Source organism: Cryobacterium sp. Hh7, assembly GCF_004403155.1.
GTDB classification, from domain to species: domain Bacteria; phylum Actinomycetota; class Actinomycetes; order Actinomycetales; family Microbacteriaceae; genus Cryobacterium; species Cryobacterium levicorallinum.
The window spans coordinates 99,453-121,442 of record NZ_SOHG01000053.1; the positions used below are offsets into that span (position 1 = coordinate 99,453).

18 protein-coding genes are annotated in these 21,990 nt (G+C 65.7%); 3 read left to right on the plus strand and 15 right to left on the minus strand.

Annotation, left to right across the window (positions count from 1 at the left end):
* Positions 1-4: 4 nt before the first annotated feature.
* The 12 genes from E3T43_RS14610 to E3T43_RS14665 all read right to left on the minus strand — a co-directional run bounded on the left by E3T43_RS14610 (position 5) and on the right by E3T43_RS14665 (position 14,966).
* Positions 5-769 carry a GntR family transcriptional regulator gene (locus E3T43_RS14610; protein WP_134472961.1) on the minus strand — a complete coding sequence of 255 codons (765 nt, stop codon included), beginning with the start codon at positions 767-769 and terminating at the stop codon, positions 5-7.
* 70 nt (positions 770-839) lie between these two features.
* Positions 840-1,703: a right-handed parallel beta-helix repeat-containing protein gene (locus E3T43_RS14615; protein ID WP_241979012.1), complete on the minus strand. Its 864-nt coding sequence runs from the start codon at positions 1,701-1,703 to the stop codon at positions 840-842.
* A gap of 233 nt (positions 1,704-1,936) precedes the next feature.
* Positions 1,937-3,865: a right-handed parallel beta-helix repeat-containing protein gene (locus E3T43_RS14620; RefSeq protein ID WP_134472963.1), complete on the minus strand. Its 1,929-nt coding sequence runs from the start codon at positions 3,863-3,865 to the stop codon at positions 1,937-1,939.
* Entirely contained in the window at positions 3,865-5,145 is a 1,281-nt protein-coding gene (locus tag E3T43_RS14625) for a glycosyltransferase (protein WP_134472964.1), read from the minus strand. The genes E3T43_RS14620 and E3T43_RS14625 overlap by 1 nt, the downstream gene beginning before the upstream one ends.
* Positions 5,146-5,391: 246 nt before the next feature.
* Positions 5,392-6,405, minus strand: a complete 1,014-nt coding sequence (locus E3T43_RS14630; RefSeq protein WP_134472965.1) for a right-handed parallel beta-helix repeat-containing protein — start codon at positions 6,403-6,405, stop codon at positions 5,392-5,394.
* A gap of 186 nt (positions 6,406-6,591) precedes the next feature.
* The gene (locus E3T43_RS14635; protein WP_134472966.1) at positions 6,592-7,728 is read right to left on the minus strand and encodes a cysteine desulfurase family protein; all 1,137 of its coding nucleotides are present in this window, start codon (positions 7,726-7,728) and stop codon (positions 6,592-6,594) included.
* Positions 7,729-7,732: 4 nt separating this feature from the next.
* Entirely contained in the window at positions 7,733-8,611 is an 879-nt protein-coding gene (gene nadC, locus E3T43_RS14640) for a carboxylating nicotinate-nucleotide diphosphorylase (RefSeq protein ID WP_134472967.1), read from the minus strand.
* Entirely contained in the window at positions 8,605-10,275 is a 1,671-nt protein-coding gene (gene nadB / locus E3T43_RS14645; protein WP_134472968.1) for an L-aspartate oxidase, read from the minus strand. The genes nadC and nadB overlap by 7 nt, the downstream gene beginning before the upstream one ends.
* Position 10,276: 1 nt before the next feature.
* Positions 10,277-11,620 (minus strand): quinolinate synthase NadA, encoded by a 1,344-nt coding sequence (gene nadA, locus E3T43_RS14650; RefSeq protein WP_134442662.1) that lies wholly within the window; start codon positions 11,618-11,620, stop codon positions 10,277-10,279.
* Positions 11,621-11,670: 50 nt separating this feature from the next.
* The gene (locus E3T43_RS14655; RefSeq protein WP_174843060.1) at positions 11,671-12,330 is read right to left on the minus strand and encodes an NUDIX domain-containing protein; all 660 of its coding nucleotides are present in this window, start codon (positions 12,328-12,330) and stop codon (positions 11,671-11,673) included.
* 295 nt (positions 12,331-12,625) lie between these two features.
* Complete coding sequence (locus E3T43_RS14660) at positions 12,626-13,393, minus strand: polyprenol monophosphomannose synthase (protein WP_134442663.1); 768 nt, start codon at positions 13,391-13,393, stop codon at positions 12,626-12,628.
* Positions 13,394-13,397: 4 nt separating this feature from the next.
* Positions 13,398-14,966 (minus strand): glycosyltransferase family 39 protein, encoded by a 1,569-nt coding sequence (locus E3T43_RS14665; protein ID WP_134442664.1) that lies wholly within the window; start codon positions 14,964-14,966, stop codon positions 13,398-13,400.
* Between the two features lie 116 nt (positions 14,967-15,082).
* Between E3T43_RS14665 and E3T43_RS14670 the strand changes: the two genes are divergently transcribed.
* Entirely contained in the window at positions 15,083-15,913 is an 831-nt protein-coding gene (locus E3T43_RS14670; protein ID WP_134442665.1) for a carbon-nitrogen hydrolase family protein, read from the plus strand.
* 20 nt (positions 15,914-15,933) lie between these two features.
* Here the strand turns inward: E3T43_RS14670 and E3T43_RS14675 are convergent, their stop codons facing one another.
* Positions 15,934-16,275, minus strand: coding sequence for an ATP-dependent DNA ligase (locus E3T43_RS14675; RefSeq protein ID WP_370449979.1), 342 nt, complete (start codon positions 16,273-16,275; stop codon positions 15,934-15,936).
* Positions 16,276-16,502: 227 nt separating this feature from the next.
* On the minus strand, positions 16,503-17,612 hold the full coding sequence (locus tag E3T43_RS14680) for an alpha/beta fold hydrolase (protein WP_134472969.1): 1,110 nt from the start codon (positions 17,610-17,612) through the stop codon (positions 16,503-16,505).
* Between the two features lie 233 nt (positions 17,613-17,845).
* Between E3T43_RS14680 and E3T43_RS14685 the strand changes: the two genes are divergently transcribed.
* Positions 17,846-18,919 carry an alkene reductase gene (locus tag E3T43_RS14685; RefSeq protein WP_134442667.1) on the plus strand — a complete coding sequence of 358 codons (1,074 nt, stop codon included), beginning with the start codon at positions 17,846-17,848 and terminating at the stop codon, positions 18,917-18,919.
* Between the two features lie 71 nt (positions 18,920-18,990).
* Here E3T43_RS14685 and E3T43_RS14690 read toward each other — a convergent pair whose 3' ends face one another.
* Complete coding sequence (locus tag E3T43_RS14690; protein WP_134472970.1) at positions 18,991-20,220, minus strand: aminotransferase class I/II-fold pyridoxal phosphate-dependent enzyme; 1,230 nt, start codon at positions 20,218-20,220, stop codon at positions 18,991-18,993.
* A gap of 117 nt (positions 20,221-20,337) precedes the next feature.
* On the opposite strand from E3T43_RS14690, the gene E3T43_RS14695 reads away from it, so the two are divergent.
* On the plus strand, positions 20,338-21,942 hold the full coding sequence (locus tag E3T43_RS14695; protein ID WP_134472971.1) for a S1C family serine protease: 1,605 nt from the start codon (positions 20,338-20,340) through the stop codon (positions 21,940-21,942).
* Positions 21,943-21,990: the final 48 nt, after the last annotated feature.

The following is a 21,990-nucleotide window of genomic DNA, read 5'->3' on the forward strand; positions in this document are numbered from 1 at the left end:
ACTGCTACTTCTCGACCAGCGTCACTTCGAAGGAGTACAGGTCGGGGCGGTAGCAGTGCTGGCCGAACTCGACCGCGCGTCCGGAGTTGTCGAAGGCCGTGCGGTCCATCGTGAGTAGCGCCGCATTCTTCTCGATCTCCAGCAGCACGGACTCCTCGTTGGTGGATTTGCGTGCTCCGATGTGCTGGCGGGCGACCCGCATCGTCACTCCGCGCGAACGCAGCACCTGGTAGAGCCCGTGCGCGACGAGATCGTTGGGTTCGATTCCGATGAATTCCTCGGGGAGCCAGTTTTCCATCACGGCGACCGGCACGTCATCGGCCAGGCGCACGCGCCGAATGTACAGGGTGGGACTGCCCTCGGCCACGCTGAGTCGCTCAGCCATTTTCGCATCCGCTACCCGGGTTTCGAGAGCGAGAAGGTGCGTCGAGGGCACCTTATGCGTGTTGGTGAGGTCGTCGTAGAGGCTGGTCAGTTCGACCTTGCGCGTCACCTGGCCGTGCACGACCTGGGTTCCGATGCCGCGTCGGCGTACCAGCAGACCCTTGTCGACGATTTCTTGGATGGCGCGGCGCACTGTTGGGCGGCTGAGGCCCAGGCGCTGGCCGAGGGCGACCTCGTTCTCCAAGCGTGATCCGGCCGGCAGTTCGCCGCTGAGAATGGCCTTCTCGATGCGCTGCGAGACTTGAAAATACAGCGGAATCGGGCCGGACCGTTCCAGATCCATGAACATTCCCATGGGGAGGGTGTTTTCTTCCTTCGCGCTCATGTGACCCCTTCACTGACATGCCGAGAGCTTTGGCTGATTGTCATGACAATATCAGGTCATAGCGACGTTGTCAGGAGGCGCGGCAGGCCACATTCATGACGCCCTCCGCGGCGCCGGTGGCGGTGTTATTGCATTCGACAATGTTGCTGAGCTCCGGCGTCATCGAATAGCCAAAGCCCGGACCGTTCACGGCGGCGGTGTTATTGCGGAAGATATTGTCTGTGCCCCACCCGTCGAGGATCTCGTGGGTCTGAAAACCGTCACGGAGCGAATTCGTGCCGGTGTTCGAGTCGATGACCCAGCCGTTTCCCTTGATATCCACCCAGGAGTCGGCCTCGCTCAGCGCCGACCCGTCGAAGGTATTGTGGCTGACAATTCCGTTGCTCGTGCCCTCCTTCACATCGACGGCTTCCGAGGTCGTCTGCGAGAACGAGTTGCCCGTCACCGTGTTGCGATCGCTCCGGTCTGGCTGGCATCCGCTAATATCGCACCAGTTGCTGTCGGCTGTGCCGATATAGACACCCTCGCCGAACTTCGGTTTGCGCAACCCGGTGTCGAAAACGGTGTTGTCGGCGACGGTGTTGTCGGTGCTGAACCGGCGAAGGTGGATGGCTTCGTCGCCGATCGTAGAGACGGTCAGTGCGCGAATGGTGGACCCGACAGTACCGTCAGCCATGACACCTTTTTGCCCGTTTGTGACAGAAAACCCCACCAGATTCCAATACTGGGCGCCGTCGAGATGCATCACGTAGCCGTTCATCGGGTCGCCGCCGTCGAGCACACTGTCGGTTCCGCCGCACAGAGTGATCGGCTCGTCGACGGTGCCTGACGTCGTCGCGACGAAGTTGCCCTGATAGTTTCCGTCCGCCAGCCCGATGACGTCCCCGGGTGCGGCGTCGATGAGTGCCGAGGACAGCTCGTCAGCGGATGCCACGTTGATCGTCGCGCGCGGACAACCTGCCCCTGGTTGGGGCCGCACAGAGTCCTGTTGCGCGGCCGTGGAGGAAGGCGACGGCACGGGGGACGCGCCCGCAGTCGGCTCCGCAACGGTGGCTGCAGGGGCAGGCCGGGCTATTGAAACGGATGCCCAGACCAAGCCGACGGCCAGTGCGCCTCCCAGAAATGCAGCGCCTAAGGCGAACCAAGGTCGGTTGGCGAGCAGCTGTTTCACGTAGTAAGTTCCATTCCGTCTGGTTCGAACGCCCGTAGAACGCGTTCAGGCGGCTGCTCGGAGCGGTGTGCGCCGAACTTCGGGTCTGCGACCGCAGCTGGAGGCGTTCGCACTTGATTCAGGTCTGCGGCATCGACCACGCCCAAGGTTAGGGTACTCATCGGAGCCAGGTTGGCATAAGGATGCACAATTCCCGTGCGCTTGCGTCGCATTCCGGTGCCGGCGGTGATGAGCACCAGAAGTCCCAGGCTGAGCCACATGACGGTGAGCGGCTGAAAAATGCTCCGCAACAGGACATCCAGCGGTTTCGTGCTCCTCCAGCCGTCGAGATCGTTCTCGGCCCGAATCGTCCCCTCGGTGCGGGACACGTCGATGCCGCTCGGTCCCGTACCCGATACGGTGTTGTGGCTCACCGTCGATGGTGCCGCGATGCCCACAAGTGTGATCGCGTGGTTGTTGACCTCTTCGACGACGTTTCGGTCGATGAGACCCGAGGAATCCCGCAGATAGATGCCGATGCCGCCTCCGACCACGGTATTGCCCTGCACCGTGGCATTTTGCACCAGATCGCGCAGTGCTATTCCCTGGAGGTCGGAGCGTTCCACGAGGTTATTCTTGACGATTACGCTATCTGTCCCGCCGCGGATCACAATGCCCATCGTGTGGTTCTTGACGGTATTGCCAGAAAGAGTGATGTTAATGCCGCCGACAACGTCGATGCCATACCGACCATTCGCGGTAATTATCGAATTATTGATTGTGTTGTTTCCAAACGTGCCAGTGGGGTTGCCAGTGGCGTTCGGCCCCTCTGCGAGGGGACGGCCGTCGATGGAGACGCCATTGCGGCCATTTCCCGATGACGTCAATCCGTCAAAGATGACCCCGGTGGTCGCTCGGGAGAGAGCAAATCCGTCAAGCGCATTGTTCGTTGACGCGGAGCTCGAGACTCGGCTGTTTGTCACGTGGCGATGAAACACCAACCCATTGACCATGTTGTCGCTGAACTCGGAGTCGTGAACATCGACACCTTCGGCGCTCGTGACAAACAGCCCAAAGGCGTTGTGATCGAAATGAGACGACGTGATCGACGCCGACACATAGCTGTAACCCCTCAGGTCCGGCTCGAGGTCCAGCGTTTGCGCCTCATCCGGTCCAGCCGGAATGAGCTCCTGCCCGTACACGATCGGGTTACCGTCGTCCGATAGAGCAAGGTCGCCTTTGCTCTCCGTCGTGGTGGCCGGAAGCTCGGTTCCGGTCAGGGATACGCCGCCGGTCATGCCGGACCAAAAACCGAGATGATGAAAATTCGTGTTCGAAAAGCTTGCATGGCCGCCGATGACACGAATGTAGGCTCGTCCATCCGACGTGTCCGTGTCTACCGTCCCGGTGTCTGGATCCCAGCTTGAGACATCCAGCGGTTCCTCGGCTGACCCTCCCAGGGTGAGGGAGCCACCCATTGTGACAATGGACACGAAGAGATCAGAGCTGCTGACCAGACGCAGTGCCAACCCATCGTTGCTGTGAAAGTTGAGGGTTGCGCCCTCCTCGACGACGATATTCTCTGAGAGCAGGTAGGAACCGTCGGGCTGACGCACCAACCCGCGTGGGGAAAGTTTGAGGAGATCGTCAAACGAGTAGTCGGCCTCGCGGCTGGTCAACACCAGTGTGTATGAACTGCCGGTAGCCAGTCGATACGGCTTGAATTGATTGACGCCGGTCCATTCGGCCGCGTTACTAACTGCCCGAACGTCAATGAGCCGTCGGTCCTCGGCGGCAACGAGCAGTGCTTCGGCGGTCGGATCGCCTGGATAGGGCGCGGCGGTGGCGTTTGCCTGGTCGTCTGCGGCGGCCGGAAGCACCGGAAACACAGGGAGGGCGACGATGGCCCCGAGTGCTATCGCCAGCACCGCGGGAAGCAACCGCATTAGTGCACCGGTTCCGCGATGAGCGTGCGGGCCGTTTGCCCGTCGCCTCCGACGCTATCGGCGTGGCGCGTCAACCAGCCCTGTTTGTTCATAGTCACGAAGGCAAAAACCTTGATGGGGAGCGCGATGAAGATTACGGTCAGAGCTACGATCGGGAGAAGAAAAATTTCAACGGGGTGTCGCCGCAGGTGTGAGAAACCGCGGATTCCGCGCCCCAGAAGTAGCCAACCGACCGTGGCCACGATGCCCAGCGTGCTCAATTCCAGTCGGCTGAACAGCAGATAGCCGATGGTCAGTCCCATCGTGACCGGCGTGAGGAGAATCTGCAGCACCGTAATTTTTGTGACGAAGGGAACGCGCCAGAGCCACCCCTTCGCAATTGCGGTGAGATAGCAGCGGTAGGAGTTGCGGCTCCAGCGCACGCGTTGCTTGACGAACGCAGCAAAGCTGGACGGGAACATTGAGAGCGCACGGGCGGAGGATTGGTGCACGGTTTTATAACCGGATGCCAGAACCAGCCACGTGAGACGGCCGTCATCTCCCGAGATGCAGCGTCGACCCAGAAAGAATTCATTCTCAAGATTGTCGAGCACGGGCAGTACCGCGTCACGACGATAGACCGCGGTACGGCCAGAAACGCAGGGCACGGCACCAGCGCGCCCCATAGCCGGAACGTAGTCGTAGTAGCGCAGATTGACGAGCCAATCAGCGATCCGGCGCCACAAACTGGTCTCGCGCTGGTAGACGTTCTGTTGGGTGCTCACGCCGCCCACCAGCGGATCGATGAATGGTTTCTGAGCGGCCTCCAGAAAACCATCGGTCCAGGACGTGTCTGAATCAGTTAGAAAGAGCAATTCTGAGTCGGCCAAACGAATGCCGGCACCGAGTGCTGATCTTTTACCAGCATGGTGAAACAGAATCGGTCGAATCAGCGGGTCGCCCAAAGCCTCGATGCGCTCGTAGGCCTCGATATCGGCGACATCGAGCACGATGATGATCTCGGTCGGGTCTTGCGCGCGCCAGGACGCCAAACAACGCAGGAGAATTTCCGGATCCTCATGGAACGACGGCACGACGACAGAGCACGTCGTACGAAAAGTACTCTCGATTGCGTGGGCCCGGCGGGACAAAACCACACGATAGAGCCAGAGAGCCCAGACGATTGATCCGGCGATGGCGATGGGAAAGTACGGGGCGAGACTGGCAAGGGTGTCGGTAACGACGTGCCAACCATATTGCAGGGGTGCGGGTTCCGAAGCGAAAAAAGCGGATGGGGGCATGGTGACGGGTGTCCTTGCCTAAGCATTGCCGGGTAAGCAAGCCAAAGACAGTCCCGGGACGGGGCCCGATCGACGGAGATCGAGATCGCGGTTGACCCGACACACAGCGGCCATAACCTGACGATCTCTCGGCTATTGATTTGACCCTAGGGGAGGTGAAATGCCGGAGGCCACCCCCAGACTAGGGGGGCGCTGTACTCGATCGAGGGAGTTGGCGTTGGTGGGCGGCCGACGGGAAGCAGCGCTCTAGCTGCAAGCGATGTTGGTGAGTCCCTTCGTGGCCGTCGAAGAATCGCATTTCACGGTGTTTCCGGCAGTCTTCGACGCAATGTTAACCTCGTAGCCGGGGACGCCCCCCGTTACGGTGTTCCAGCTGAATGCATTCTGCCCGCCCCAGCCGGTAAGCACTGAATGAACCTGAAAAGCATCCAGCAGGGTTGAATCTCCTGTATTGCCCGAGATGGTGTAGCCATTGCCCTTGATGTCCACCCAGGAGTCGGCAGAGTTTTCTCCCGACCATCCGGCGCGGTGGAAGGAGTTTTGAATTATGCGACCGCCCGTGGTGCCTTCCTTGATGTCGATACCTTCGGCCGTGGTGTTGGTAATGGTGTTTCTCTCAACGTTGACGTTGTCCGAGCGGTCTGGCGTCGTTGATGATCCCATGACGGAGCCCCAATTGCTCTTGGCGCTGCCGACGTAGATGCCTTCCCCGTACGCCGGAGTCTTGAGCCCGGTGTCGTGAATGAGGCTGTTGCGAATGGTGACATTGCTGCTGCTCGTTCGCACATGCACGGCTTCCTGGCCGATCGATCCCACGTTCACACCGTCGATGACGCTGAAGTCGGAATTGTCCAAAACGATTCCCTTGGCTGCCTGTGTAACGCTGAACCCGGACAGGTTCCAGTACGGTGCGGTCAGGTGCAAGGCGTAGCCGGATTGTGTTGCAGAGCCCGTGGTGAGCACGGCGCGTCGGGAACCCGTCACGGTGATCGGTGCACCAGCTGTGCCGGATTGCGCGCCCGTAAACTTACCGACGTACTTGCCGTCGGCCAGTGTGATGACGGTACCGGGTGTGGCGCTGGCAAGCGCGGACGTGAGCTGGGCCGCGGTTGATACCGTGACGGCCGTGGCCGCTGAGGCCGAAAGAGGCGTGGCAACGGCGCATATGACGAGTACAGCAGACGCGAGTATGGGCAGAGTGCGTGCGGGCAGAGCGCGATCGGGGGTAACTGTGCTGGCAAAACGGGGTGAACGTGACACGGTGGAGGTGCTCCTTGCTGAAGTGGCCGAGTTAGCTATCCACGGTGACAATGATGGGCCGAGTTGAACGGGCATATCGTGTCATTCCCCATTGTGGGGGTGCTGGCTAGTGGTCCCCAGCTTCGGTGAAGCGCAGACCAATGTCAAGCTTTTCTCACGTATCCCAGCCGGAGCACAGGGTTCGCGTCAGGTGCCGAGACTGGCGACCGCAGCTACCGCCGCACGAACGGATGCCGCCGCCTCGGCCGCCTCCGCCGCCGACGTGCCAGCACCCAGCGTGAACCGAACAGCGGTCAACGCCACGTCGGCCGATAGGCCCATGGCAGTGAGCACATGCGAAGGCTCGCTGCTGCCGGCCGCGCAGGCGGACCCGCTCGAACAGACGATGCCGCGCGCTTCGAGCTCGAGCAACACCGCCTCGCCGCTGGTGCCCGGAAATACGAACGATGCGGTGCCCGGCAGGCGGTCGGTCGGGTGCCCGGTGAGCCGGGCCGACGGCGTCTCGCGCAGCACCGTGCCGATGAACTCGTCGCGGAGGGCGCTGGTGCGCTGGGCAGTGAGAGCCCGTTCCTCGCCGGCCAGGCGCAGCGCCACGGCGAGGGCCACCGCACCGGCGACGTTCTCGGTGCCGCTGCGCTTGCCGCGCTCCTGGCCACCGCCGTGCAGCAGCGGCTCGATCACGAGGCGGCCGCGCAGAAAGACGGCGCCGATGCCGGGGGGAGCACCGAGCTTGTGGCCGGAGAGGCTCAGTGCGTCCACGCCGAGGGCTTTTACGTTGAGGTCGAGCCAGCCACCGGCCTGCACCGCGTCGGAGTGAAAGGGCACACCCTGCGCGACAGCGGCCAGTTCAGCCAGGGGCTGCACGGTGCCGACCTCGTTGTTGGCGTAGTGCACCGAGACCAGGGTGGTGTCGGGGCGGAGCGCGCGGGCCAGGTCGGCGGGGTCGACGCGGCCGGCGGCATCCACTGGCAGCAGGGTGATCTCAAAACCGTGCAGCCGGCGCAGGTAATCGCAGGAGTCGAGCACGGCCTCGTGTTCGATCGGAGTCGTGACGACGTGGCGGCCGCGCGGGGCGCCGAGTGCGATCCCCTTGACGGCGAGGTTGTCGCTTTCGGTTCCGCCGCTCGTGAAGGTCACTTCGCCGGGGCGGCAGGCGAGCGACCGGGCGACGCTGCGCCGCGCCTCCCGCAGGGCGGCGGCGGCCGCCTCACCGACCTGGTGGTGACTCGACGGGTTACCGAAGCCGCTCGTGAGGTGCGGCCACATCGCCTCAAGCACTTCGCGGCGTACCGGGGTCGTTGCGGCGTTGTCCAGGTAGATCATGGGGTCAGAGTGCGAATCCGGCCGGCGCGCTGACCCGAATGGCCACGTCGAGCCCGAGGTCGAGCGAGTGCACGCTGTGGGTGAGCGCACCGACCGAGATGACGTCGACACCGGATGCCGCGATGGCACGTACCGTGTCGAGCGAGACTCCGCCGCTGGCTTCGACGATGGCCCGACCGGCGATCTGCTGAACGCCTTTCAGCAGGTCCTCCGAAGAGAAATTGTCGAGCATGATCGTGTCGATGCCGGCCGCAAGCACGTCGTCGATCTGGTCGAGCCGGTCGACCTCCACCTCGAAGTGGGTGGTGTGCGAAAGCTTCGCCCGCACTTCAAGCAGGGCCTCGGTCAGGCCGAGCGGGCCGGCCGCGAGGATGGCGAGGTGGTTGTCCTTGGCCATCACCGTGTCGGAGAGGCTGAACCGGTGGTTGTGACCGCCGCCATCGCGCACGGCCTGGCGCTCCAGGGCGCGCAGCCCGGGCGTGGTCTTGCGGGTGTCGACGATGCGGGCCGTGGTGCCGGCCGTCTCGGCGACGTACCGGGCGGTCAGGGTGGCGATTCCGCTCATCCGCTGCACGAAGTTCAGCCCGATGCGCTCCGCCTGCAGGATGCCGCGGGCGGGGCCGGTCACCTCGGCCAGCGTGGCGCCGGTGTCGAACGAATCGCCGTCTTGGACGAAGGGACGCACCTCAATGCGCGGGTCGGTCAGTCGAAAGGCCGCCGCGAAGACGGCGGTGCCGCTGAATACGCCGGGTTCGCGCGCCTCGAGCCGGGCGGTCGCGACGGCGTCTTCCGGAATGAGCACGGCCGAAGTGAGATCGCCCCAGGGCGCGTCCTCGTCGAGGGCGGCCTGCACGACAATGTCGATGGAGTGTGCGGTCAGCATGCGATGGCCTCCTTGGCCGGAATGAGTGAGCGGGATTGAGAGTAAGACGTGGCGAGTTCGGGCCGGGTGTCGGTGAAGTCGGAGCGGTAGTGCGCGCCGCGCGACTCCTCGCGGGCCAGGGCTGCGCTCACGAGCAGGCGGGCTAGGTCGAGCAGGTTGCGGTCCTCGAGGGCGGTGACGTCGCGGCTGGTCGCTGGCGGCGAGACCCACTGGGTGAGGCTGTGAGCGGCGTGCCGGAGGCCGACGCCGGAGCGGTGTACTCCGGCAGAGTCCCAGAGGAGCTGCTGCAGCGTTTGGCGGTTGACCAGCGTGCCGAGACCGGCCGGCGGTGTTCTCGTGGCGGTCTCGGCAGGCTCGCCCAGCGAGGGGGAGCTATCCGCAGGTTGGCTCGCGTTGGCCGGGTCGAACAGCGGGTGGGGGAGGTGTTCAGAGCGGGTCGCGTTGGCGAAGCTGGGGGAGAGCACTGTGAATGGGGACAGGGTCGTGCTCGCCCGCCAGGGCTCGCCGAGCGCGCGTACGGCTCGGTCCGCGAACACGGCTGCCTCCAGCAGGGAGTTGGAGGCGAGCCGGTTGGCGCCGTGCGCTCCGGTGCGGGCGACCTCGCCGACGGCGAAGAGGCCGGGCAGGCTGGTGCGACCCCAGGCATCCGTTTCCACGCCGCCCATCCAGTAGTGCGCGGCCGGGGCCACCGGAATCGGATCGACCGCCCAGTCCAAACCGGCAGCCCGGCAGGCCGCTGTGATCGTGGGAAACCGGGTTTCGAGCAGCTCGCGGCCCAGTGCGGTGGCGTCGAGCAGCACCGGCGTGCCGCCCTGCTGCTCCATCTGGCTGGCGATCGCCCGGGCGACGACGTCGCGCGGCGCGAGCTCGGCGTCGGCGTGCTGGGCGAGCATAAAGCGATCGCCGAGTTGATCGCGCAGCACGGCGCCTTCACCGCGCACCGCCTCCGACACGAGCGGTGTGCCGGGCACGGCGAGTGCGGTCGGGTGAAACTGGTAAAACTCCAGATCGGTAACGGATGCTCCCGCTCGCCACGCCGCCGCCACCCCGTCCCCGGTCGCGACCGAGGGATTGGTGGTGTGCGTGAACAGCGCGCCGGCGCCGCCGGTGGCCAGGATCACGGCGTCAGCGGCCAGCGAAAGCTGCACGCCGTCCGGGCCGAGCACGCGGGCGCCCGTCACCCGGTCATCGTCCACGATCAGGTCGACCAGCATGGTGTGCTCCCGCACCTCGATCGTGGCGCGGCGTTGCACGGTCGCCACGAGCGCTGCCTCGACCGCAGCGCCGGTGGCGTCACCGCCGGCGTGCACGACGCGGGAGCGGGAGTGGGCGGCTTCGAGGCCGCGGGCCACGCCGGATTCATCCCGGTCGAAGTCCACGCCGAATCGAATCAGGTCGCGCACCCGCGCCGGACCCTCCTCACAGAGCACGCGCACGGCCGCCGGGTCGCACAGACCGACGCCGGCGCGCAGCGTGTCGAGCACGTGGGCGTCCACCGAGTCGTCCCGAAACAGGGCGGCGGCGATTCCGCCCTGGGCATAGCGGGTATTGCTCTCGGGCAGTACCGACTTGGTGACCAGCACCACCTGGTGGCCGGCATCCGCTGCTCGCACTGCGGCCAGCAGGCCGCCGAGGCCGCTGCCGATCACGAGGATCGCGGCCATGTCAGGCGCCGACCAGATGCGAGTCCGGCAAAGCAGTGGGCGCAACGGATGCCGGCGGTCGGGCCGCCAGCATCCGCTCGAGGGCGACGCGCGCGTGTACGGCGACATCGGCCGACACCGTGATCTGGTTGAGGACCTGGCCCGGCGCCTCACCGCCACCGACGAGCGCCTCGAGCACCCAGGCCAGATAGCCGGCGTGGATGCGGTACATGGTCGAGCAGGGGCAGATCACCGGGTCGAGGCAGAATATCTTGTGCTCGGGGTGCTGGGCGGCGAGCCGGTTCACGAGGTTGATCTCGGTGCCGATGGCGAAGGTTGTACCGGCCGGAGCTGCGGCGATGGCCTTGGCGATGAAGTCGGTGGATCCGGCCGAGTCGGCGGCGTCGACGACTGCCATCGGGCATTCCGGGTGCACGATAACTTGCACGCCGGGGTGCTCGGCGCGGGCGGCGTCGATCTGCGGCACGGTGAAGCGGCGGTGCACGCTGCAGAAACCGTGCCAGAGCACGACGCGGGCGGTGTCGAGTTGCTCGGCCGTGTTGCCGCCGAGCGGCTTGGTCGGGTTCCACATCGGCATTTGGTCGAGCGGCACCCCCATCGCCTTGGCGGTATTGCGGCCGAGGTGCTGGTCGGGGAAGAACAATACGCGCTGGCCGCGTTCGAAGGCCCACTCCAGCACGGCCGTGGCGTTCGACGAGGTGCAGACGATGCCGCCGTGCTCGCCGCAGAAGCCCTTGAGTGCGGCGGAGGAATTCATGTAGGTGACCGGAATTACCGGAACCCGGCCGGAGGCATCCGCTTCGGTGCCGTAGAGGTCTTCGAGCTGTTCCCAACACTCGGTGACCGAGTCGATGTCGGCCATGTCGGCCATCGAGCAGCCGGCCGCCAGGTTCGGCAGAATCACGGCCTGGTCGGGCCCGGAGAGCAGGTCGGCGGTTTCGGCCATGAAGTGCACGCCACAGAACACGATCGCGGCGGCGTCGGGGCGGCTCTGGGTGGCCTGGGCGAGCTGAAAGCTGTCGCCGACGAAATCGGCGTGCCGCAGCACCTCATCGCGCTGGTAGAAGTGTCCGAGAATGACGACCGAGTCGCCGAGCACGTTCTTGGCCTCGACGATGCGGGCGCTGAGTTCCTCCGGCGAGGCAGTGCGGTAGCGCTCGGGCAGTGCGCCCTGACGGGGAGAGCCGGCCGGAATCACGTCACCCATCGACGATCCGGGGCCGTAGCCCGGGGCTCGGGTGTCGAATTCCCACGGATCTGTTGCCAGGTCGGGGCTGCACGTGCTGCCGGCGGCTTTGCCGGTGCCGATGAGACGAATGGTGGTCTCGACCGAGGGAATAGTCATGGTCGTGCTCCTAGGGAAGTGATGGGAAGTGATGGGAAGTGAGAAGGAGGTTAGAGCGTCGGCCCCGGCGGGTCGTGCTCGCTGGCGCGATCGTCATAGCGGTAGAGCCGCGCCGGTCGATGCCGGGCACCGGCCACGTGCTGATCGGTGCTGATCAGGGTGCCGCTCGACTCCATCGATCGCCGAAAATTGGCCGGGTCGAGTGCTTTCTGCAGCACGGCCTCGTGTACCTCGCGCAACTGGGCGAGGGTGAACGTGTCACCGAGAAAGGCGTGCGCGATGCGGGCGTATTCGACCTTGGTGCGCAGCCGCCAGAGCGCGTATTCCACGATGCGGTTGTGGTCAAACGCCAGCGGCGGCAGTTGGTCGGCCGCAAACCAGCGCACGTTTTCACCAACGGATGCCCGTTCCGCGACCTCCGAGCGCACCAGCGCCCAGTACACGACGGAGACCACGCGCAGCCCGGGGGAGCGGTCGATATCGCCGAAGGTGTACAGCTGCTCGAGGTAGCGCGGCGACAGCTCAGTGGTCTCGCGCAGGGTGCGGGCTGCGGCTGCGGCAAGTTCTTCGTTGGCCGGCAGCCATCCGCCCGGCAGCGCCCAGAGGTCCCGGTGGGGGTCGCGGGTGCGCCGAACGAGGGGCAGCCACAGGGTCTTGAGCCCGGACTCGTCGTCGGGGCGCAGGGCGAAGATCACGGTCGACACGGCCAGGCTTGACCCCGCAGCGCTTGACCCCGCAGCGCCTGACCGCGCAGCGCTCGCCCCGGCGTCTCCGACGGCGAGCGGGCTCGGCTGCGCGATCGGGGGTGTCTGTACGGAATGCTCCAGCACGGGGATCCAGTCGTAAAGGTCTAATTGACTCTAACTGCTGGATCCATCATATAGTCAAACTGACTCAAACACCCGAATGTGACGAAAACCCGTCGTTGTCCGGCTGGCACAACTCATCCACGGCGGTCGTCCGTTGTTGTTGCGGACAGAGGTCCGCAACGAAATTCGTTGGGAGTCAGGCCCCGCGGGCTGCGGCAGCTGCGCGCGCGCCGGCCCGGCTGATGCCCATGCCTGTCACACCCCAGAGCGTCACCCGGGCCATCGCCTCGATCGCGATGCGCGGGCTCATCTTCGACGACCCGCGCACCCGCTCGACAAAGGTGATTGGCACCTCGACGACGCGCAGGTCGGCGCGCACGGCGTGCAGCAGCATCTCGATCTGAAAGCAGTAGCCAAGGCTGTCGACGCTGGAGAGGTCCATGCGTGACAGGGCGCGGGCCGAATACACCCGATAACCGCCGGTGGCGTCGCGTTGGGGCAGTCGCAGCAGTATCCGGGAGTAGAAGGACCCGCCGCGGGAGAGAGCGCGTCGATGCCAGGGCCAATTCTCGATGGCCCCACCCGGTACCCAGCGCGATCCCAGCACCACGTCGGCCGTTTCGGCCGCGGTCAGCAGACTGGCGAGTTGCTCCGGCCGGTGGGATCCATCGGCGTCGAGTTGCACAAGCTGGGTATAGCCGTGGCTGAGAGCCCAGCCGAAACCCTCGAGGTAGGCGGCGCCGAGGCCGGTCTTGTCGGTGCGATGCAGAACGTGTACGGCCGAATCCGAGACGGCAAGCTGATCGGCGAGGCTGCCGGTGCCGTCGGGGGAGGCGTCGTCGACGACCAAAATGTGCGCCGCGGGGACGCTCGAGCGAACGCGTCCAACAATGCTGGCCACGTTCTCGGCCTCGTTGTAGGTGGGAATGATGACCAGCGTGGTGGCTGCGGAGTTCAGGGGCACTGGCTTACCTCGTCATTTCAATAATGATGGTGCGGTTGACCAGCGTCGTCTCGGCGACGCGGAATCCTTGCAGTTGCAGCGTGCGGACATCCGTTTCTTGCCGCCAGTCCGCACTCCCCGAGTATTGCAGCAGCCAGACCGTGTTGAGGTTCGCTACGGCCGGAAGCGCGTCGGGCAGCGGGGCTACTTCGTCCCAGAGCCAGGCCGTGTCGCTGTAGGCACGGGTCAATGTCACGTCGTGCAGGCCGGCGAACGCCTCGGGGTAGAGGTGCATGGCCAGCCGCGGAATGCGCGACGGGCGCACGCTCTGGTCGAAGACGACGCCGTCGCCGGGCAGTGCCTCGGCGGCCAGCACGGCCGCCACCTGACGCCAGTCGCTGCCCTCGTTCTTGCCGAATTCACCGCGTTGCACGGTGTAGACGGGCACGATGGTGGCCACGAGCAGGGCAACGCTTGCGGCGCGCAGCCAATTATTGGCCAGAGCGGCCACCCCCACGGCGATCACGATGGCCACCGCCGGGGCACAGATCGACAGGTAGCGCGTCGAGTACATGGGGGTGACTAACTCGTTGCCGATCAAGAGGATGCCGCTCGGCAGCAGCATCCAGGCCAGGAAAATGCTCAGCGCACCGCGGCTGGGCAGACCAGCCTGATAGTGCGTGCCGCGGAGCCGAAAAAATACGGCCATTACGGCCACGATAATGAGCGCCCAGGCCATGATCGCGACCGGAACGGTGTCGAACCACTGCATGACCGCGGCTTCCGAGACGGTGACCCTTGGGCGGCGGCCGATGAACGCGATCTGCTCCCGCTGGGCTGAGCCCGCGAGCAGAATGGGCAGGGCCAGCAGCAGCCCGAGCAGGCTTGCCCCCAGCCAGAGTGCCAGGCTCCACCAGAGTCGGGCAGTGGGTCGGCGAAGCGGATGCCGGCGGGCCAGCGCCACGACCGCCACGGCATGTACCGGAAGCAGCAGGGCCAGGTAAAGGAACACGTACATTCCCAATGCGAGCAGCAGGGAGTAGCCACCCCACAGGGCGATCTGCCGTCGGCGACTCGCGGTGCGGCTGCGCACCGCGAGCACCAGCAGCACGGTCAGCCACACGGCGATCGCCGTCGCGATCGCCGTCGATCGCGCCTCAGACCCCATGTAGGTCACCCGGGGCAGCACGGCGAAGATCAGGCCGGCGCCGATCGCGGCCGGGCGGGAGATGAATTTTTCGGCCAGAACGACGGTGCCGGCGGCGGCAGCGCCGATCGCGATCGCGCTCGGCAGCCGGGTGGAGAACTCGGAGGCGCCGAACAGGTCAATCCAGCCGTGCAGAAACAGGTAGTAGGCGCCGTGCACCGCATCGATGTTGCCGAGCATCAGGAACAGTGAGGGCAGTGAGCGCTCGGCGGACATCACACTGGCCGCTTCATCGCCCCAGTACGACGGCTGCCAGGACCAGGCGACCGACACGACGAAGGCGACGAGACCCACGAGAAAGGCTGACCATCCGGTTGACCGGAGGGTGAAATCGGGTCGGGCCAGCGCACGAGAAGCCAGGGGATGAGGCGCGATAGCGGAGGTCACCCGGTCAACCTACCCAGCAATTGTTAACGGTAGCCATCGAAACGCCCCGAATTTGCTGCAAAGACCAATCCTTTTGCCCCACGGTGTCGGCATCGGCCGCCAGCTAGGCTTTCGCCATGAGCCCAACAGCGCAGCCAGACCAGCCAGCCGCGGTGGGCGTTGCCGTCGCCCAGTTCGCGCCGGGGACCGATAAAGCGCAGAACCGGGCCGTGATTCGCCAGCTGGCAACGACCGCAGCCCGGCGTGGTGCCCACCTGGTCGTGTTCCCGGAGTACTCGGCCTTCTTCGAGCCCAAACTCGGGCCGGCCTTCGTGGCCGCCGCGGAGCCGCTCGATGGCCCGTTCGGGACGGCGCTCGCCGCGCTCGCAGCCGAGCTGGGCATCCACATTGTGGCCGGCATGCTCGAGACGACGGAGGACCCGGCCCGGTTTTCGAACACCCTCGTCGCCGTCGATCCGACCGGACGCCTCGTCGCGAGCTATCGCAAACTGCACCTCTACGACGCCTTCGGCGATCGCGAATCCGACTGGGTGCTGCCGGGGGACATCGACGATCCCGAGATCTTCGAGGTCGGTGGACTGCGGGTGGGCCTGCAGACCTGTTACGACGTTCGCTTTCCCGAAGTAACCCGTCGCCTCGTCGATGCCGGAGCGACCCTGGTGCTGGTGCCGGCCGAGTGGGTGCGCGGTCCCCTCAAGGAGCACCATTGGCGCACGCTGCTGACGGCCCGGGCGCTCGAGAACACCGTGTTCGTGGCCGCCGCCGATCACACGCCGCCGATCGGCGTGGGTACGAGCCTGATCATCGACCCGATGGGCGTCGCGTTGGTGAGTCTTGGTGAGGCAGTGGATGTCGCGATCGCCTTTCTGGAACCGGCCCGCGTTGCAACGGTGCGCGCGATCAACCCGGCCCTGGCGCTGCGCCGGTTCGCCGTCGTGCCGCGCTGATTCTGACGGCGCTGACCCGGCTAGCGTTCGCTGACGCTCGCCTTGGTCGCGCGGGTCTGGGCGGCCGCCCGAATGCCGATGGCCGGTTCAATCCTGGGTGTGTGGGTGGCGTCGACGGCCGCACTCTCTTCGGCGGTCACGACGAGCCCCTGGGAACTGTTCGCCGAACGCGTGAGTTGAGCGACCCAGTTCGGATTGATGGTCGGGGCGTGGTCACCGGCGAACTTGAAATAGAGCGGAATTGCCGGGTTCAGCCAGGCCGAACTCCGCCCGTCGCCGATCACGGGGGTATCGCGCCAGGAGAGCAGAAAACTCTCCCCGTGGCGCAGCTTCTGAACGATCACGAGTTGCAGATGTGCCAATATTCGGTCTTCGAATTCTACGACGACTCGATCATATGTAAGCGAGCCCATGAGTGCTACTTTCGGTCGGTCGTGCTGCCCTCAGCGAGAAGCGAAGGGTGTTGAAACACTGGAGCCGGAACGATTGAAAGCGAGGCCTGCACTTTTACGTGGAACCGGGTAATGCTCCTCACTGTCCTCCGTTGGGGGGACAAATACAAGCAGTTCAGCAAGTGCCCAGCGCATTGTCACGTTGTTGCTGGGTCGACCGGCAGCGGAGCGGCGAATTCGAGCCGGAGCAGCACTTCGAGCGGGCGTTCGATCTGACCGAAATGCCCGGCTCCCGCAATCGTGCTGATCACACACTGGGGCACAACCTCGCGCAGCTTCGCGTCGTCGGCCGCAGTGACGAACACGTCGTCGTCACCGTGCACGGCGCGCACCGGGCACACGATCTGAGCCCACCGCCGGGTTGCGTCGTAGGCGCCGGCGCGGACAGCGGCCAGCACGAACCCGGCTGGACGCAGTTCGGTTCCGATCGCGGCGACCACGGCCCCGTCGATGATTCCGGGGCGGCGAAACAGCGGCGCAACGAGGCCGCGCAGTAGATTCAGTCGGGCGAGGGCCGTGATCAGGCTACGGCTGGCGCTGCCGCCCAGCCGCAGTATCCGCATCGTCAGCAGCAGCGTGGTGAACGCCGGCAACACGAAGAAGTGGCGAATCGGGTGGCGCACGCTGTCCTGGATTGAAAACGACGTGGCCGAGACCAGACCGACGGATGCTGTCGCCCGCGTCTCGCTCGCCGCCAGCTGCAACGCGATGAACCCTCCCATGGAATGACCCACGACGTTCCAGCGCTCATAGCCGAGGGCGCGCGCCACCTCGGCGACTGTCTCGGCCATCGACTCGACGGTCAGGCTTGCTTCATCCGCGGGAAGCGGCGAGTCGCCCCATCCTGGCAGGTCGGGAATGATCAGATCGGGCAGATCACGTTCGGTGGCGTGGGCCGCCTGCAGCAGGGGCGTCCAGGTCGTCCAGGATCCGGCAGCACCGTGCAGCAGAATGGTCGCGGTCTGGCTGGTTGTGCGGCGCCCATGCCGCACGACGACGGTGCCGCCGCGCAGCCGCATCGAACTGGTCGTCAGCCCAAAATGACGCGCATCCGGGTCGAGCGCGAAGGGGCTGTAGCCCAGCACGGTCGCCGGGGGTGCCGGTCGGGGCTGGGCGGCCGGCTCGGGGATCGGTGCCGGCACGGGTTGCGCTGGGCGCGGGCCGGGCTTCGGCCGCGGCCCCGGAGTATCAAGGGCGGTCGCGACGGAGAGGCTTCTGCTCGTTGGTCGGGTCATCAAGATGCTCATGTGCATAGTTCGGTGCGCAGACCGCGCCGGATTGCTCCCAGCCCTGACAAAGATGGGGCACGAAATCTCAACGCGCAGGAAGCGCACGCGTTGAGCCAATTAACAGGCAGGAATATCGAGTGCGCCGCGGCCGTTGCCGCCTACGGGCGAAGAGCGACGACCGCTCGCCCGTCCTCCCTGAACCTGTCGATCTGACTGACCGGCTGACTCGTTATTTTCAGAAAGAAGTACCCGTGAACCTCTTTTCCCCGCTGACCCTCGGCGACCTGCAGCTGCCCAACCGCCTCGTGATGGCGCCGCTGACCCGCATCCGTTCTGGCCAGTCTGGGGTCCCCGGCGAGCTGGTGGCCCTGCACTACACGCAGCGAGCCACACTCGGCCTGATCGTGAGCGAGGGCACTTACCCAAGCCACGCTGGCCAGGGCTTTCCCGGCCAGCCCGGTCTGGTTGAACCGGAGCAGCTCGCCGGTTGGCAGGCCGTGACCGACTCCGTGCACGCCGCCGGCGGACGCATCGTCGCCCAGGTCATGCACGCCGGTCGGGTCACGCACGAAGCCACCACCGGCGGCTACCGCGTCGTTGGGCCCAGCGCGATCGCCATCACCGGAAGTACCCGCACCTACGACGGCAAGCAGGACTTTCCCGTGCCCCACGCACTGACCGCCGAGGAGTTGCCCGGCATTATCGAGGACTTCGTGCGCGCGTCGAAGAACGCCATCGCGGCCGGATTCGACGGCGTGGAGCTGCACGGCGCCAACGGCTACCTGCTGCACGAATTCCTCTCGCCGGCCTCCAACGTGCGGGGCGACTCCTTCGGCGGGTCGCCCGAGAATCGTGCCCGTTTCGTGATCGACGTTGTCACGGCGGTCGCCGCGGCGATCGGTGCCGGCAAGGTGGGCCTGCGCATCTCGCCCGAGCACAACATTCAGGATGCCCTCGAAACGGATGCCGACGACCTCGCGGCCACCTATGGCGCCCTCCTCGGCGGGATCGCCCCGCTGGGCCTGGCTTACCTGAGCGTGCTGCACGCCGACCCGGCCGGAGAGTTCGTGCAACACCTGCGGGCGCGCTTCGGTGGCAACTTCCTGGTGAACAGCGGATTCGGCGTGATCACCTCGCGCGACGAAGCCCTCGCCCTGGTTCGTGACGACGTCGCGGACGCCGTCGTGGTCGGTCGCGCGGCCATCGCGAACCCTGACCTGCTGCGTCGCTGGCAGGAGGACCTGCCGGTCAACGAGCCCAACCCGCTCACCTACTACGCCGACGGCGCCCGCGGCTACACCGACTACCCCGCCCTGGCTTCCTAACTACCCCGCGAGAGCGCAAAAAGTGCCCGATTGACACTCTCAATCGGGCACTTTTTGCGCTCTCGCGAAACTTAGCGTGGGTTAAATGCGGCCAACTGCGCCGAGGCTTGCTCGAGCAGGCCGACCTTCTTGCAGTAGGCGAACCGCACGAGCGGCGCATATTCGGCCCGGTGCGCGGGGGAGCAGAACGCCGCAACCGGCACCGCTACCACCCCGGCGAGTTCGGGGAGCCGGCGGCAGAGGTCGGCACCGTCGGTGAAACCGAGCGGTGTGGCGTCCGCCACGATGAAATACGAGCCCTGCGGCACGCTGATGGCGAATCCGGCCGTGCGAAGCCCCGTGGCCAGGACATCGCGCTTGCCTTTCATCTCGGCGGCGATGTGCGCAAAATACGCGTCCGGCAGGTCGAGCCCCACCGCGATGGCCGGCTGAAACGGCGCCGCGTTGACATAGGTGAGAAACTGCTTGACCGCGAGAATGGCGGTCACGATTTTGGCGGGCGCACTCAGCCACCCCACCTTCCAGCCGGTCAGGCTGAACGTCTTGCCCCCGGATGAAATGGTGACCGTGCGCTCCCACGCCCCCGGCAGCGTCGCGATCGGAATATGCGGCGCCCCGAACGTGAGGTGTTCGTAAACCTCATCCGTGACGATCAACGCGTCGTGCTGGTGCGCGAGCTCGACAATCAGCTCCAAAGTCTCCCGGGGAAATATCGCGCCGGTCGGGTTGTGCGGATCGTTCACGATGATCAGTCGGGTGCGATCAGTCACGGCGGCGCGAAGGGCGTCGAGGTCGGGCTGGAAGTCGGGAGCACGCAGCGGAACCGTTCGATGGATGCCGCCACCCAGGCCGATCAGTCCGCCGTAGGCATCGTAGAACGGCTCGAAGGTCACGACCTCGTCACCCGGTTCGATCAGCGCCAGAATGGTCGCCGCAAGCGCCTCGGTTGCCCCGGCCGTGACCAGAATCTCACTGCCGGGGTCGAGCGTCAGCCCGTAGAACCGCTGCTGGTGCCGGGCAATCGCCTCGAGGAGGACCGGATGGCCGCGCCCAGGCGGATATTGGTTCACCCCGTCGCTGATCGCCTGGCGGGCGGCCTCGAGAACCTCGGCCGGTCCGTCTTCATCCGGAAAGCCCTGTCCGAGATTGATGGCACCGGTGCGCGTGGCGAGCGCGCTCATCTCGGCGAATATACTCGCTGCAACGCTGCCGTCTTCCGCGAGGAGCCCGGCCCCGCGGGCTGTGCGTCGCCAGGCACCCGAGACGATCGGGGTATGTTCTGTGTGGAAAGAGTCCTGCATGGGCTCCAAACTATCGCCTCGGCAAGGTCTCGGCTTGATCATTGAATGCTCTCAGGCCGTACATACCGAACGTTCAGGTCCGGGCGCAAAGCTGGCAACGCTTGGAAGGAGCACCCGATGACCGACAACAATAAAGATTCTGGCACCACCCCCGATCCGGCTGATGACGCAGCAGCCTTTGCCGTGAATGAGTCCGGCGAGGCTACTCCGCCCACGGTACCGCCGGTGCCACCCACCGAAGCGCCGGCCGCACCCTCGGCCCCGACCGCCCCGCCGACGAATTCCGAGCCCGCCGTGCCGGTCGTCAACGCACCGACCCAGCCTGCCGCGACTGAGACCGGCTACCCTGCAGCGAACCCGACCTCCACTTACCCGACGGATGCCTTCGGTCGCCCCGTCGAGACCGCCACGGCCTCTGCCTACGCCCCCAGCGTCGCCCCGCAGGACTACGCCACCGCTAATTCCTACCCCGGGCAGCCGTTCACGGCCGGCAAGACCAAGGAATCCGGTCGCCGCAAGGGCAGCGTCGCGCTCATCGCCGCCCTCGCTATCGGCGCCCTGGTCGGCGGATCATCCGGTGCCGGCATCACCGCTCTGATGATGAGCAATCAGAGCAACGGAGTCCGGGTCAGCGAAGCCTCCGGCCCGAGCAACGTCGTGGTCAATGACTCCACGAGCGTCAATCAGATCACCGCCGTCGCCGCGAAGGCCTCGCCGAGCGTCGTGACCATCGATGTCGCCAATGGCTCCTCGGGCGGTACCGGTTCAGGGGTCATCCTCACCGAAGACGGCTACGTGCTCACCAACACCCATGTCGTCACGCTCGACGGGGCCGCCTCGGACGTCACGATCGAGGTCAAGAGCAACGACGGCAAGCTGTACACCGCTACGCTCGTCGGCACCGACCCCATCTCCGACCTCGCCGTCATCAAACTGACCGACGCCAGCGGCCTGACCCCGATCACCTGGGGTGACTCCTCCGAGCTCAACGTCGGCGACAGCGCCATCGCCATCGGCGCCCCCCTCGGCCTGTCCGGCACGGTCACTGACGGCATCGTCAGCGCCCTCAACCGCAGCATCACCGTCGCAAGCTCGGCCGCACCGAGCTCGCCCGACCAGACGGTACCCGACGAGGGCGACAGCCAGAACCCGTTCTTCTTCGACTTCCCCAACCAGAACGGCGAACAGTCGCAGGGCTCCCAGGGTGCCACCGCGAGCATCTCCCTCCCCGTGATTCAAACGGATGCCGCCATCAACCCCGGTAACTCCGGTGGCGCCCTGCTGAATGACGCCGGTGAACTGATCGGCATCAACGTGGCCATCGCGAGTGCCGGCAGCACGACCGCGTCGTCGGCGGCCGGAAGCATCGGCGTGGGATTCTCGATCCCGTCGAACTTCGCCCAGCGCATCTCCGATGAGATCATCGCCAATGGAACGGCCACGCACGGCCTGCTCGGTGCGAGCGTCAGAGACGCGTCGAGCTCGACCAGCAGCACGGTGGGCGCCCTCATCGTCGAAGCCAGCTCCGGTGGTGCGGCCGAACAGGCCGGCCTGCAAGCCGACGACGTGATCACCAACTTCAACGGTGTGCCGATCACCGACGCGATCGACCTCACCGCCCAGGTGCGGGTACTCCCGGCCGGTGGAACCGCTGACCTCACCTATGTGCGAGACGGCAAGTCGTTCACCGTCACGGTCACGGTCGGCGAGCTCACCAGCTAAGCCCCGCTCCTTCCCTGCACATCGCGTCGCCGGCTCGCCGGCGACGCG